A 13340-nucleotide genomic window follows, 5' to 3' on the forward strand; every position below is an offset into this window, starting at 1 on the left:
CAAGCAAGCAGAAAGCGGAGCAAACAGCCGGGCTGATGAAGCTGCGGCTGTTTGGTGCGGGTAAAAGCGGATGAAGCGGGAGATCACTTGGTTATCTGATTTGCTTCGCACACGCAAGGATCGTCTCGATGACGAGCTGCGGTTCCGTAAATTGCGGGAAATGTCCGCTGTTTTTGGCGACGACATGCTGGCTTTGCGGGGAGAGGGCGAGCAATTCCCGTTGGTTCTCCCACCTTTTTCGCCGCGCTGCTTCTGGCATCATGCGGTTTTCCTTGCCTCCGGTGATGACGTACAGCGGGATGTCAGGGAATGCCGCGTGATCATTCAACTGGGCGACGGTTTGCTGGACAAAATGCACCTCACTGAACTTTTTGTGTGCAGACCAGGAGTCGAACAGGGCGAGCAGTCTGTTGATTGCCTTGACCGCGCTGGTTTGGTAGTCCCCGAGCAGGAGATCTTTCGGATGGCTGGCTTCAATCAGGACCATCCCGGATACTTCAGCAGGATAGCGGCGGGCATACAAATTGGCGTACAGCCCTCCCAAAGAATGTCCCACCAGCAAAAAGGGCGGCTCCCAGCCGGCAGCGGCTAGTGCTTCGCGCAGCGTTTCCACAATCGTGACGCCATCCTGAGGCTCTTGCGGTTTGTCGCTGCCCGAGACGCCCAAGCGATTGTAGGAAAAAACGGAGCTTTCCGCAGACAAGGCGGGGAGGACTCGCATCCAGCCTTCGATGGGACCAGACCCGCCGTTGATCAGCACCAGCTTGGGCGAGCCGTCGCCGCTGATGTTGTATTGCAGCATTCCTTTTGAAGTACGGATGTTCTTGATCTCGATCGCCAAAGCAAGCCACCTTCTTTTAGGTTGATATGGTTACATACGTGGACAAACCGATCAAGTTCCGCAAAATGGAAAAGGTTTTTAGGGGGAATAGAGAGAGTAGGATCGTGCTGTTAGGTGAACCATAATTTAATTATGTAAACTAAATGCTGGTTTCCAACATGCCAAAGTGGAGTTGCCAACTTGCCAGATACCTCGTCTGGCTGTTTTGTCTGAGTGAGGGGAGAGCAGTTGGGCGAATTGCCCAATGGTTGCCGAGATGGAGTTAGGGGAAGGTTTCGCAGTGTTCGATATAGCTAAACAGCCAGGACCACCCGCTTTCTTGACTGGAACTGGGCATCGCAGAGAGTTTGATCTTAGTGAATATCGCGCCTGATCAAAAAACGATGCGCAGAAAAAGTTATAAACCTCCCATATAAAAAATTCTACGCGATACAACCGCACGGGAAATGATTTGTTGTTTCGCAAAAGAACAGGAGCTTGCGGTCTTTCAGTGCCAGATGCTAGATTGTTGTTCAGTAACATATCCGCCTTTTCCCCATAAAAAACCTCCCTTGCCACGCCATGGTGGAGGGAGGTGAACCTGAACCGATCGGCAAAGCTATCCGTTTTTCACCGCTTCTGCCACTTCCGGGAGCGGCAGGCGCTCGTACTGGATTACCCGATCGCCCTCATAAGTAAAAACGTGCTGGATCGGCTGCTCGTGTTCCAGCATGTACGGCAAAAACTGCGGAACATTTTCGGCGATCCCTTCGTTCTTCGGATGCAGCATCCAGTCGAGACTAAGCCAGTCCAGGATGCCTTCCTCTACGCGACGTGGCGTCAGCGGACGCTCAAACGTCTCAGGCAGTTCCGCCACATAGGCGTACATGCCGCCAACGACATCTCCGTCCAGCTTCCACGAAACGACCCCTTTGTAAGTGGCGGAGGACAAGGCAATGCCTGTCTCCTCGAAAACTTCGCGCAGCACGCAGTCAAGCGGAGACTCGTTTGGCGCGAGCTTGCCGCCGACGCCGTTCCAGCGGCCCATCAGCGGCGGTTTGCGCCGATTCAACAGAAGGTATTCGTTTGCATGCTTGAGAAAACAGATGGTGTACGTGTACATATCGTTCCTTTCCAGGTGACGCCCGCTCTCAAATGTCTTGGGAGAAGCGAACCATGTCTGTCAGCTGAATGCCGTTTTCATAGATTTCTTCCTCATAATGGCGCAGAAAGAAGTCCCGGTCAATCCAGGTCATGCGAAAGCCGCATTTTTGGTAGAGGGCCAGTTGATCCAGGCTGGAGTTGCCTGTGCCGACCTCAATCGTTTTGTAGCCGGACACTTTCGCTGTCTCGATGGCATGCAAAACGAGCTGCTTGCCGATGCCCTGTCCTTGATGCGCTTCGTCTACAGCGACGTTGACCAGCTCAATCGTATCGGGGCGCGTAGAGATGAGGACGTAGACGCCAACAAACTGTTCATCCTGGGCGGCAACATAGCACTGGCCCCTTTGCAAATAGTCTTCCACCAATTTTTGCGAAGGATCTGCGAGCAAGAGCAGATGCATGGGCGCTTCTTCATGGGGAGCCAGCTTTCTGATTTCCATTTCGTTCTCTCCTTTTGCCAAAAACCTATCCACATCGGGGAAAAGGAACCGCGCTGTCAGCGGCCATTCCTCGCGTGTGGAAAGCTTGTAATTTGTGCTATTATAACAATCGTTGCGAAAGTTTGTAAAATGTGCCAATCCAAAAGCGGGAATCAAGCTACAGGATGGGACCAGTCAAGTCGAGAAAAGAGAGGAAAGCAGCTATGGATTTGATTCACGTAAATGTGGCCTACGTCTTGCTGTATGACCAAGATACCGATAAAGTGCTCATGGTGCAAAATGAGGAGTATTGGAGTTTGCCAGGCGGGAAGCGGGAAAATGGCGAGCTGCTCTGCGACGCAGCGAAGCGCGAGGCTATGGAAGAGACGGGGCTTTCCGTGCAGGTCGGCAAGATCGTGCATGTCAGCGAAAAGGTCATTGGCAACGAGTTTGCGACATTTGTCACGTTTATGGGCGAGATTGTCGGCGGCGAGTTGGGAACGACCGATTCCGAGATTCAGGCGATCGAGTGGAAAAGCATTGCGGAAGCAGAAAAGTTGATGCCGTATTTGCCCAACATCCGTGAACTGATGCGCAATCAGGCACATTACCAGGTAGAATAAATTGCCCAAAAAAGCTCACGGTTGCAACAGCCGCGAGCTTTTTTCATGTGCACACTGATCCACTCCGTGCAAAAAACACTATGAAGTTTGCCCGAGCAGCACAGGCAGTTCGTCGAGCAAATACTGCTTGGTGATCGGGTCGTCGTAGTTCCATTTGTCGTCGATCAGGTAAGCCTGTCCGTTTTGCACGGCTGGCAGATTGCTCCACTGAGCCGTCCGCTCCAGCTGTTGGCGGGTCTGGCTGTCATTGGCCGACTGAATCAAGTAGACGCGGTCGCCGGCGAACAAGGGCAGTTGCTCCGGCGTGACTTCGGCAAAGGCGACATGTTGCGCGATCAGCTTCCGGATGTTGGCCTGAGCGTTCACCATGCCCGAGCCGTAAAGCGTAGAGAGCAGCCCTTTTCCGGCCATGACGAACAGTTTCCCATCCTGACAAATGAAAGAAGACGCCGTTTCTTCCCGATTCGGCAAAGGCAAGTGCCGTTTGAGCGCATTCAGCTTCTGCTCATGCGTTGCGATCCATTCCTCTGCAAGCTGTTGCCTACCGACGATCGTGGCAATCGTCCGAAAGCGTTGGTACAGCGGGGCGTATTTGTTGTACGTCACAATCGGGGTGATCCGGGAAAGCTTCCGGATCAGCTCTTCGTCCTCGCAAAAACCGAGCAGGATCAGATCGGGCTGCAACTCCGCGATCTTTTCCCAATCGACCGGGTGACCGATGTCAGCGACGCCAAAGAGTTGTTCCTGGTACAAAATGCCCGAACTGTTTGCTTTGTTGATACCGACGGGACTTACGCCGAGCGCGAGCAGTTCCCCCGGGGCATCGCCGATCATCACGATCCGCTCCGGGGCAGGGGGCAGGGCGATTTTGCGTCCAGTTGCGTCCCGGTAGCTCAGTCTCTCCTGCTGCATGCGGATGAACTGCCGCGGCGTCACCCCGGTGGCTTGGCGGAAGCGACGGTTAAAGTAGTATTGGTCTTTGAAACCGACCTGGTCCGCAATCTCGTAAAGCCGATCATCCGAGTAGAGCAACAGTTCCTTTGCCCGCCTGATCCGCAAATCGGTCAAGTAATCGAGCGGCTTTTGCCCTGTCAGCGACTTGAACAGATGAGAGTATTGCCAACGGGGAAGGTGGGCGAGAGAAGCCAGCTGTTCCACGGTAATCGGCTCTTGAAAGTGCGTGTGCAAAAAAGCGCGTGTTTGCTCGACAGCGAGCTCCGGCGACAGGCGCGTATCCGCGTTTCGTTTGGCAGCGAAAATCAATTCCAGCAGCTCATGAAACAAAATGCGCTCGCGCATTCCGCCGGGATCGTTGTCCGGGTGACGAGTGGCATACAACGTTTGCAGTTTTTGCAAAACGGGTGAAAACGGATGAACGACAAAATCATCCGCCCCGGCGAACAGCTTTCCCCGATACGGATGAGACGACTGATCCTCCATTTGATAGACAAAGAAATCGAGCCGAAAATAGCTGACGCTTTCTTCCGCAGCGGGCGCAACGAGGCACGATGTATCCGGCGGCAACAGGAAGCAGGTTCCTTTTGCCAACATCAGGCTTGTCTCGTCTACTTGCACGGCACCTGACCCGCCTGTACATGCCAAAAGCGTATGATGAGCGCCAGGCGAAATCCGTTCAGGCTCGGCAGGCGACTGAAACAGCATTTCATGGAACGAGAACAGAAGCGTGCGCAGGGGAGGGATGGCAAGTTGGTTCAAAAAGGAGAGCCTCCTTTTGCTAACAATCGAGAATAATAATCATTATCTATCATACGCAAAGAAAAACAGCCTTTCAACGAAAAGGTTGAAAAGCTGTTCACAGGCAATGCAAGGTGTCGAATCGATCTACTTTTTGGCTTGCATAATGGTTGGCAGCTCGCCCAAAATGCGTTGCTTGGTAATGGCGTCGTCATAGCCCCATTTTGCGTCTACGAGATAGGCGTGGCCGTTTTTGACGGCAGGCAAGTTTTTCCACAGCGGGTTTTCGATGAAACGCTCAAATTCGGCTTTGGAGTCGTCGAGCGACACCATCAGGAACAGGTGAGCCCCGGCGACTTCGCCGAGCCGTTCTTTGGAAAACTCCTCAAAAGACACGCCGTTGTCCAGCATTTTTTGAATAGCCCCGGTAGGCTTGAAGCCTTTTTCGTGATACAGGCTGGAGGACAGTCCTTGCGTGCCAAGCGCGTAAAGGCTTTTGCCGCCGTCGTAAAAAATAAAGACGCTGGCCGTTTCGTTCGGCTTCACCTGACCTTGGGCTTGCATGTTGCTCCAGAACTGCTCTGTTTGCTTTTCGTAGTCGGCGATCCACGCCTTGGCTTCTGGTTGTCTGTCCAAAATGTCACCCAACGTCAGCAAGCGCTCCTTCACAGGCCGATATTTGTCAAAAGCGACGGTCGGAGCGATTTTCGAAAACACTTGCAGCCGCTCTTCCTCGATGTTCACACCGAGAATAATCAGATCGGGATTGAGCGCGAGCATTTTTTCCGGATCGCCCGGATGGCCCACGTCCTCGACGCCTTGCAGCTCGCCGCCGAACACGGTCGGCTTCGCATCGATCATATTCAGCCCGACAGGCTTGACGCCGAGGGCGAGCAAATCTCCAGCCGTATTGCCGATGAAGATAACGCGTTCGGCGTGCGCGGGAATTTCCACTTCGCGATTCATGAAGTCTTTGTACAGTCGCGTTTGCTTCTGGCTGTCGCCCGTCGGTTGCGTGGTTGCAGCGGCTCCTTTTGCAGTGGCGGGCGCTTCCGCTGTCTTCTGGGCAGCATCGGTTGGGGCGGGGGTAGGTGCTGATTGCCCGCACCCGGAGAGCAAGAGCGCTGCGGAGAAGAAGACAGCTTGCAAGGTGGTGATGAGTGGTCGTACCTGTATCATTTTGCGAGGACATCTCCCTTGTAAAAATGTATCGATAATGATTATCAATCAACCTCATCTTAGGAGATCGCAGGAGGTTGCTCAATGGACAAACGTAAATTCTTTTAATAGAAAAACAAGAGAACAAGGCTGGCAGTGTAATGCTTGCGTCCGAAAAGAGGGCTTTCTTTTCCGGCAAATGGGTTGCTTCCCGCTTCCTTGTTGCACTATCATACTAAAGGACAAGCTTCATCACACAGATGACTTACAACGGTTGAAAAGACGAAATATTCCCGAATATCAAATGCCTAAGGGTGGAGGTTTGCGATTGCGATGGAAAACGGTGTGAGAGTTGAAGGAAAAACAATCGAGCAATGGAAAAGCGAGTATCCATTGTTGTCCGAGCTGATGGCAACAGCGGAAGTATTTTGGACAAATCCGCGTCTGACTCCGGTGGCGGAAGCAGAAATGACGGTTACGGCGGAAGAGGTGCAAGATGCAGAGGAGCGTTTGCGCCGATTTGCCCCGTTTATCCAGCAGGCTTTTCCGGAAACGAGCTCGGCTTCCGGGCTGATCGAGTCGCCGCTTGCTTCGATCCCCAACATGCAAGACGAGCTGGCAAGGCGTTTTGGTCAGGCAATACCGGGTCGTCTCCTGCTGAAGTGCGACAGCCATTTGCCGATCGCGGGTTCCATCAAGGCGCGAGGCGGGATTTACGAGGTGCTTGCCCACGCAGAAGAACTGGCGAAAAAGCACGATAGGCTGCCCGCAGACGGCGATTACTCCGTGTTTGCCACAGAAGAGTACCGCGCGTTCTTTTCCCAATACTCCATCGCCGTAGGATCGACAGGCAATCTTGGACTGAGCATCGGGATCATCAGCGCGAAGCTCGGGTTTCGGGTGACGGTTCATATGTCTGCGGATGCAAAAGCGTGGAAAAAAGATTTGCTGCGCGCAAAAGGCGTGCAAGTCGTCGAGTATCAATCCGATTACGGCAAAGCGGTCGAAGAGGGAAGAAAGCAGGCAGAAGCCGACCCGCAGTGCTATTTCATTGACGATGAAAACTCCAAGCGGCTGTTTCTCGGCTATGCCGTCGCCGCCGGACGGTTGCAAAAGCAGCTGGAGGAGCAGCAGGTGATCGTGGACAGCGAGCATCCGCTTTTCGTGTACTTGCCGTGCGGGGTAGGCGGCGGGCCGGGTGGCGTTGCCTACGGATTGAAGCTGCTTTACGGCGATCGCGTCCACTGCTTTTTTGCGGAGCCGACTCATTCGCCTTGCATGCTGCTCGGCTTGATGACGGGGTATCATGACAAGCTGGCTGTGCAAGACTTTGGCATCGACAACAAGACAGACGCTGACGGACTCGCCGTAGGACGTCCTTCGCGCTTCGTCGGCAAAGTCATGGAACCGTTGCTCAGCGGCGTCTATACGGTGGCGGACGGGGAGCTGTACAGGCTGCTGCGGGCTTTGCGCGACAGCGAATCCGTGCGGCTTGAGCCGTCTGCGCTGGCTGGCATGCCAGGGCCGATCCGTTTGCTTGCGCAAGCAGCGGGGCAGCAGTACATCGAGCAGCACGGTCTTGCGGACAAAATGAAAAACGCAACCCATATCGTCTGGGCGACAGGGGGCAGCATGGTGCCTGCGCATATTCAGGAAGCGTACTATGCCAAAGGATTGGAATGCGAAGAGCAGAGCCATTCGTAACATCGTTTCATTCATACACGAGAACGCCGTTGGTCTGCGAGGAGCGAGGGCGTTCTTTTTTTAGGCGATGCGTTATCTGGTGTAGAAAAAAATATAGAGAAACGCAGAAAGGGCAGAGAAGTTTATATATATAACTTTTTCTGCTCTCGTTCTTGTGAACTGGAGGGAAAAGCTGTTACTTCGCTGCATTAACGGATGATTCTGGCTCTGGTCAGCTTTGATAAGAAAGTCTATTCGTCAGAATTTTATAGAAAAAATTATATTTTATCTTGAATAAATTATATGGACAAGTATAATGAGGGATAACAAATAGCACCACCATCCCGGAGGAAAGGAGAGTGAAGCATGGGAAAATACGCCGAGGAACTGCGCCGATACATTCCGATCGCCGATGCCATGGCTCAGACGTTTGGCAAAAACTGCGAAGTTGTGCTCCACGATTTGAGTTCGCCGCAGTCGTCTGTCATCTACACCGCGAACAACCACGTCACGGGCAGAGCTGTCGGGCAATCGTTCAACCATTTGATCACACAAGTTCTTTTGTCTCAAAAGCTGCAAAATGACGTCGTCGCCAATTACCGGACCGAGACGGAGGATGGGCGGACGATCAAGTCGACGACCGCGCTGATCCGCAATGCAGACGGGGAAGCCATCGGCGCTTTTTGCATCAACATCGACATTCACCCACTGGTGAGCACCCGCGAGTTCATCGAGGACTTCATCCGCATGGACGAGGAGCCGCTGGAGCGCGAAGAAGTGGAAGTGGTGCAAAATGTGTGGGAGATCGTAGAGCAGATGATTAACCAGATGATCGCCGAGAAAGACGTGGAGAAAATCGACAAGAACGAAAAAATGCAAATCGTCCAGTTCATGGACAAAAAAGGGGTATTTCTGATCAAGGGCGCGCTGGAAAAAGTCGCTGCCGAGCTGAAAATTTCCAAGGTAACCATGTACAGCTACCTAGACGAGCTGCGCAGGAATCAGAAGCAGGAGCAAGAGGAGTTGAGCAGATGAAGCTGATCGGATCAAGCGTGGACGAACTGGACACGCCCGCTCTGCTCATCGATCTGAACCGTCTGGAGAAAAATGTGCAGGAGATGCAGTCGCTCGCCGATTCAGGAGGGGCTGCTCTTCGCCCCCACATCAAGACGCACAAATGCGCAAAAATCGCCCAGATGCAGATCGATGGCGGAGCACAAGGGATTACCGTGGCAAAGCTTGGCGAGGCGGAAGTCATGGCCGACTATGGACTGACAGACATTTTTGTGGCGACGCAAATTGTCGGGAGAAAAAAGCTTGCCAGACTGGAAGCACTGGCGAGGCGAGCACGCATCAGGCTGGCGGTCGATTCGCTTGTTCAGCTAGAACAGCTTTCCGAGTACGGGGGAGAGGCTCGCTCCGTCGGAATCATGATCGAGGTCAATACCGGGTTGCAGCGCTGTGGCGTGGAACCGGATCAGGTAGAGAGCCTTGTCGAGAAAATTATCAGAAAATTCACTGAAACAAAAATAGATGGAATATTCACTCATGAAGGACAAGTGTATAACGCGGCAGACAGAAGCGAGCTGGAAAAAGTGGCGCGCCAAGCGCAGGAGACAATGGTCGAGATCGGGAGGCGAATCCGCTCGCGCTGGGGCTTTCCTTGCGAGGTCAGTGTCGGTTGCACGCTCGGTTTGCTTGGGGCAGGCGTCGTTCCCGGAGTCACCGAGATACGTCCGGGCACCTACGTGTTTTACGACAGGACGCACGCCGCCTTTTTCGGAGATACGGAGCACTGTGCCGCGACGATTCTCGGCACGGTTATTTCCAGGCCGAATGGCGAACGTGCTGTGGCTGATGCAGGGGCGAAAGCGATGACAATCGACTCGCGGGCGAGCGGCCTGCTTGCGACCAGCGGTTTTGGGCAGGTACGAGGGCAGCAGGATGTACACATCCGCAAACTGTCGGATGAGCATGCGATTATGGTGCCGGGAACGTCCTTTTCCATCGGCCAGCGCATCGAAATCATTCCGAACCACATTTGTCCAACCGTCAATTTGTACCAGGTGGCTTACGGAATACGCGACGGAAAAGTCGAAACCGTGTTTCCGATCCATGCGCGAGGATGCAATCAATAGGGGTGTAGTCATGGCAAAAGTGCTCGTAATCAATCAGGAACTGTTTGCGGAGATGTTGAGCTTCCGTGAAGCGATGGAGACGGTGGAGCTGGCCTTTTCCCAGTTTGCTCAAGGCAAAAGCGCCGTTTTCCCGTCCGTTCGCGAAAAAATCGGGGAGCACAACGGGATTTACAGCATCAAATCAGCGTATTTGAGCGAGGAGTCAGCGATTGGCCTGAAGACAGGCGGCTTCTGGAGCGACAATTGGCAAAGCGGCAAAACAAACCATCAATCCGTCATGCTGCTGCTTTGTCCGCAAACGGGCGAGCCGACGTGCCTTCTGGACGCCAATCTGCTGACGGCGATCCGCACAGCGGCGGCAGGGGCGATTGCGGCCAAATATTTAGCCCGCCAAAAGAGCAAGTCGGTCGCACTGATTGGCGCGGGCGTCCAGGCAAGAGCGCAGCTGGAAGGGCTGCTGCACCTGTTTCCGCTTGAAACCGTTTCCGTCTACTCCCGCACAGATGCTTCGGCAGCCAGACTGACCGAGGAAATCACGCGGATGGGACTCGGCGCCAGACAAGCCGCTTCGGCGCAGGAAGCGGTCGAGCAAGCCGATATTGTCGTCACGACGACACCTGCCTTTTCGCCCGTGCTCAAGTCGTCGTGGCTGCAGGCGGGAACTCATGTGAATGCGATGGGAAGCGATACGAGCGGGAAAAGGGAGATCGAGCTGGATCGGCTGCCGGACAAGCTCGTCTGCGATTGGTGGGAGCAAGCTTCGCACCTGGGAGAATTGCAAGGGCAGCCTTCCCGCGACAGTCTGTTTGCAGAGCTGGGACAAATTACGAGCAAGGAAAAGCCGGGACGCCAATCGGCGAGCGAGATTACCTTGTTCGACTCGACGGGGATCGCCGTTCAAGATTTGAGCGTTGCCGCGTTTGTGTATCGCAAGGCGAAGGAGACGGGCAAGGGCATGTATGTAGACTTGTAAGGGGGGACAGCCTGTTATGCACGTAGTTGATCTGCATTGCGACACGTTGTTGAAAATGTGGCTGTCAAAAGGCGAGCTTGCTTTCGCCAGTGCGCCACAGTTGGAGTCGAACAAAGCGCGTTTGCAGCAAGGCGGAGTAAAAGTTCAAGTTTTCGCGCTGTTTCCGCCGCCGGACTTGTCTGTGGAGCAAAAGCTTTCGTCTGTGCTTGCGCAAATGGATTATTTCCATGAGGACGTCTTGGGGAAAAATCCCGAGATGAAGCAAATCAAGGAATGGGACGACATCGATCGGCTGCGAGACGGAGAAATCGGAGCGCTGCTCTCGCTGGAAGGAGTGGATGCGATCGGAGAAGACTTGTCCATGTTGACGACGCTGTATCAGTTGGGGGTGCGCTCTGTCGGATTGACCTGGAATCATGGGAATCTCGCTGCGGGCGGAGCGTTGGACAAAACGTTGGACAAAACGGCTACGGGATTGACTTCGTTCGGCGTAAAAGTAGTGAATTTTCTGAATGAAAATCAACTTTTTACAGATGTCTCGCATTTGCATGAACAGGCTTTCTGGGACGTGATCGAGCTGGCAGCTCATCCTATCGCAAGCCACTCCAATGCAAGGGCGATCCTCGACCATCCGCGGAATTTGTCTGATGAACAGGCGCGGGCGCTGTTCGCCAAAGGGGGTCTGGTCCACGTGTTTTTTTCTCCCGCCTTCGTCAAGGAGGGACGAAAGGCTGCGATCCCGGATTTGATCCGCCATATCGAACATTTTTGCGGGTTGGGCGGTGAGCGGTACATCGGAATCGGCTCCGACTTCGACGGCATCTCGATTCCCGAACGCATCGAAGGACTTTCCCATGCAGGCATGATGCAAAATTTGCTGCACGAGCTTTCGCGGTACTATACAGACGAGCAAGTGCGCGGGTTTGCTTCGGAAAATTTTATGCGCAACAGACCACAAAAACGGTAAACAGACAGGAGCATAAGGGGGAAAAGAATCATGAGGGTAGCAAGCAAGCGGTTCCTTTGTTTCGTGACAGCCGCTCTCGTAAGCGGTGTGGCGCTCGCAGGATGCAACTTCGGGTCGGCTGGGAAAAATGACACTTCTCCTGCCAGTGAAGGAAAGCAGGGCGAAGCGAGTGCCGTCAAGCAAGTGCTGAATGTGTCCGAAGGCGCGGAGATCGCCACGCTCGATGTGGCCCAGATTTCCGATGCGGTCAGCTCTACGGTGCTCAACAACATCAACGAAGGGTTGTTCCGCTTCGACGACAAGCACCAACCGATCCTCGCGATTGCGCAGGAGCATAAAACGAGCGAGGACGCTTTGACGCATACGTTTTTGTTGCGCGATGCGAAATGGGCGAACGGCGATCCGGTAACGGCCCAAGATTTTGAATACGGCTGGAAGCGGGTGTTGCGGGAAGTGGGGCCATTCGGCGTATTTTTCGAAATGGCCGGGATTGCGAATGCCGACAAGATTTTGCAAGGCGAGAAGAAGCCGGACGATTTGGGCATCAAGGCGATTGATGCGAAGACGCTGGAAGTGAAGCTGGACAGAGCGAATCCACTGTTCCTGCCGCTTCTGCCACTTGCCCCGTTTTTGCCGCAAAACGAGAAATTCGTGGAAAAAGCAGGCGACAAGTATGGCCTGGAGTACGACCAGGTGCTGGCGAACGGACCTTTTGTTCTGAACGACTGGAAGCACGAGCAAAGCTGGCAATACAAGAAAAACGAATCCTACTGGGACGCCGCGAACGTCCAGTTGGACGAGATCAATGTCTATATCGTAAAGGAACCTTCGGCAGCCGTCAACCTGTATGAAACGGGGAAGCTTGATCGCGTGACAGGTTTGACCTCCTCTTTGGCTGACGCTTACAAAGGCAAGGAAGACTACCAAAAAGTAGCGACTCCGACGACCATTTTTATGCGTCTGAATCCCGATGTTGCCGCTTTCCAAAACGAAAATATCCGCCGGGCGATCGGCATGGCGATTGACAAGGAAAGCTTGACAGATGTCGTGTTAAACGATGGTTCAATCCCGCTGTACGGCTTGGTGCCAGCAGCGTTCTCGCTCTCGCCGGACATGAAAGATTATCGTGTGCTGAACGGACAATTGAACAAAGGAACGGTCGAAGAAGCGAAAACATTGTGGCAAAAAGGCTTGGCTGAAATCGGACAAAGCGGCCTTGCGACGTCCATGATTGTGGCGGATCAGGAATACATGCGACAAACTTCCGAGTATTTGAAAGCGCAGTTGGAAACGAATTTGCCCGGCTTCAAGCTCAAGCTGAAAACCGTTCCGTTCCAGCAGCGGATCAAACAGGAAAAAGCGTTTGAGTATGAGATCGCTTTGTCCACATGGGGGCCGGATTACATCGACCCGATGACGTATTTGGACATGTGGGTGACGGGCGGACCGGCGAACCGGATGAAGTATTCCAACCCGCAGTTTGACCAGCTGGTGGCACAGGCCAACAAGGAGCTGGACCCGCGGAAACGGTACGACATCTTGCTGCAGCTAGAAAAAATCATCATCGAAAAAGATGCGGCGGTCGTCCCGCTGTATCAATACGGGGAAGTCATTTTGCAGAGCCAAAAAATCAAAGGGCTGATCTGGCATCCGAGCGGTCCGGAGTTTACGTACAAATGGACGCATATGGAGTAAGTTTG

Annotated in this window: 12 protein-coding genes; 7 read left to right on the forward strand and 5 right to left on the reverse strand. The window is 53.6% G+C overall.

The annotated features are described in order from the left end of the window. Positions 1-91 precede the first annotated feature (91 nt). The 3 genes from M2298_RS06100 to M2298_RS06110 all read right to left on the reverse strand — a co-directional run bounded on the left by M2298_RS06100 (position 92) and on the right by M2298_RS06110 (position 2424). Entirely contained in the window at positions 92-841 is a 750-nt protein-coding gene (locus M2298_RS06100; RefSeq protein ID WP_229049902.1) for an alpha/beta fold hydrolase, read from the reverse strand. Between the two features lie 598 nt (positions 842-1439). Beyond that, complete coding sequence (locus M2298_RS06105; protein WP_122963515.1) at positions 1440-1943, reverse strand: NUDIX hydrolase; 504 nt, start codon at positions 1941-1943, stop codon at positions 1440-1442. Between the two features lie 28 nt (positions 1944-1971). Then, on the reverse strand, positions 1972-2424 hold the full coding sequence (locus M2298_RS06110; RefSeq protein ID WP_280648311.1) for a GNAT family N-acetyltransferase: 453 nt from the start codon (positions 2422-2424) through the stop codon (positions 1972-1974). 203 nt (positions 2425-2627) lie between these two features. Here M2298_RS06110 and M2298_RS06115 point away from each other — a divergent pair, with 203 nt between their 5' ends. After that, positions 2628-3026: an NUDIX hydrolase gene (locus M2298_RS06115; RefSeq protein ID WP_280648312.1), complete on the forward strand. Its 399-nt coding sequence runs from the start codon at positions 2628-2630 to the stop codon at positions 3024-3026. A 78-nt stretch (positions 3027-3104) separates the two neighbouring features. Here M2298_RS06115 and M2298_RS06120 read toward each other — a convergent pair whose 3' ends face one another. Both M2298_RS06120 and M2298_RS06125 read right to left on the reverse strand, forming a co-directional pair. Then, entirely contained in the window at positions 3105-4742 is a 1638-nt protein-coding gene (locus M2298_RS06120) for a helix-turn-helix domain-containing protein (protein ID WP_280648313.1), read from the reverse strand. 126 nt (positions 4743-4868) lie between these two features. Next, positions 4869-5900 carry an ABC transporter substrate-binding protein gene (locus M2298_RS06125; RefSeq protein WP_280648314.1) on the reverse strand — a complete coding sequence of 344 codons (1032 nt, stop codon included), beginning with the start codon at positions 5898-5900 and terminating at the stop codon, positions 4869-4871. A 312-nt stretch (positions 5901-6212) separates the two neighbouring features. On the opposite strand from M2298_RS06125, the gene M2298_RS06130 reads away from it, so the two are divergent. From M2298_RS06130 to M2298_RS06155, 6 genes are all read left to right on the forward strand, one after another. Further along, positions 6213-7583 (forward strand): D-serine ammonia-lyase, encoded by a 1371-nt coding sequence (locus tag M2298_RS06130; protein WP_280648315.1) that lies wholly within the window; start codon positions 6213-6215, stop codon positions 7581-7583. Positions 7584-7928: 345 nt separating this feature from the next. Continuing rightward, positions 7929-8597, forward strand: a complete 669-nt coding sequence (locus tag M2298_RS06135) for a helix-turn-helix transcriptional regulator (RefSeq protein ID WP_122963509.1) — start codon at positions 7929-7931, stop codon at positions 8595-8597. Next, positions 8594-9700 (forward strand): alanine racemase, encoded by a 1107-nt coding sequence (locus M2298_RS06140; RefSeq protein WP_280648316.1) that lies wholly within the window; start codon positions 8594-8596, stop codon positions 9698-9700. Before M2298_RS06135 ends, M2298_RS06140 begins: the two co-directional genes overlap by 4 nt. A gap of 10 nt (positions 9701-9710) precedes the next feature. Continuing rightward, complete coding sequence (locus M2298_RS06145) at positions 9711-10673, forward strand: ornithine cyclodeaminase family protein (RefSeq protein WP_173598810.1); 963 nt, start codon at positions 9711-9713, stop codon at positions 10671-10673. 16 nt (positions 10674-10689) lie between these two features. After that, positions 10690-11640 (forward strand): dipeptidase, encoded by a 951-nt coding sequence (locus M2298_RS06150; RefSeq protein ID WP_280648318.1) that lies wholly within the window; start codon positions 10690-10692, stop codon positions 11638-11640. 30 nt (positions 11641-11670) lie between these two features. Further along, positions 11671-13335 carry a peptide ABC transporter substrate-binding protein gene (locus tag M2298_RS06155; RefSeq protein ID WP_280648319.1) on the forward strand — a complete coding sequence of 555 codons (1665 nt, stop codon included), beginning with the start codon at positions 11671-11673 and terminating at the stop codon, positions 13333-13335. Positions 13336-13340 lie beyond the last annotated feature (5 nt).

The organism is Brevibacillus sp. 1238, assembly GCF_029892995.1.
Taxonomy (GTDB): domain Bacteria; phylum Bacillota; class Bacilli; order Brevibacillales; family Brevibacillaceae; genus Brevibacillus; species Brevibacillus parabrevis.

Excerpts from the sequence above, each read along its gene's own strand:
- M2298_RS06110 (WP_280648311.1), bottom strand. The coding sequence starts at position 2,424 with ATGGAAATCAGAAAGCTGGCTCCCCATGAAGAAGCGCCCATGCATCTG.
- M2298_RS06115 (WP_280648312.1), top strand. The coding sequence starts at position 2,628 with ATGGATTTGATTCACGTAAATGTGGCCTACGTCTTGCTGTATGACCAA.
- M2298_RS06125 (WP_280648314.1), bottom strand. The coding sequence starts at position 5,900 with ATGATACAGGTACGACCACTCATCACCACCTTGCAAGCTGTCTTCTTC.
- M2298_RS06145 (WP_173598810.1), top strand. The coding sequence starts at position 9,711 with ATGGCAAAAGTGCTCGTAATCAATCAGGAACTGTTTGCGGAGATGTTG.
- M2298_RS06155 (WP_280648319.1), top strand. The coding sequence starts at position 11,671 with ATGAGGGTAGCAAGCAAGCGGTTCCTTTGTTTCGTGACAGCCGCTCTC.
- M2298_RS06140 (WP_280648316.1), top strand. The coding sequence starts at position 8,594 with ATGAAGCTGATCGGATCAAGCGTGGACGAACTGGACACGCCCGCTCTG.
- M2298_RS06105 (WP_122963515.1), bottom strand. The coding sequence starts at position 1,943 with ATGTACACGTACACCATCTGTTTTCTCAAGCATGCAAACGAATACCTT.
- M2298_RS06130 (WP_280648315.1), top strand. The coding sequence starts at position 6,213 with ATGGAAAACGGTGTGAGAGTTGAAGGAAAAACAATCGAGCAATGGAAA.
- M2298_RS06150 (WP_280648318.1), top strand. The coding sequence starts at position 10,690 with ATGCACGTAGTTGATCTGCATTGCGACACGTTGTTGAAAATGTGGCTG.
- M2298_RS06135 (WP_122963509.1), top strand. The coding sequence starts at position 7,929 with ATGGGAAAATACGCCGAGGAACTGCGCCGATACATTCCGATCGCCGAT.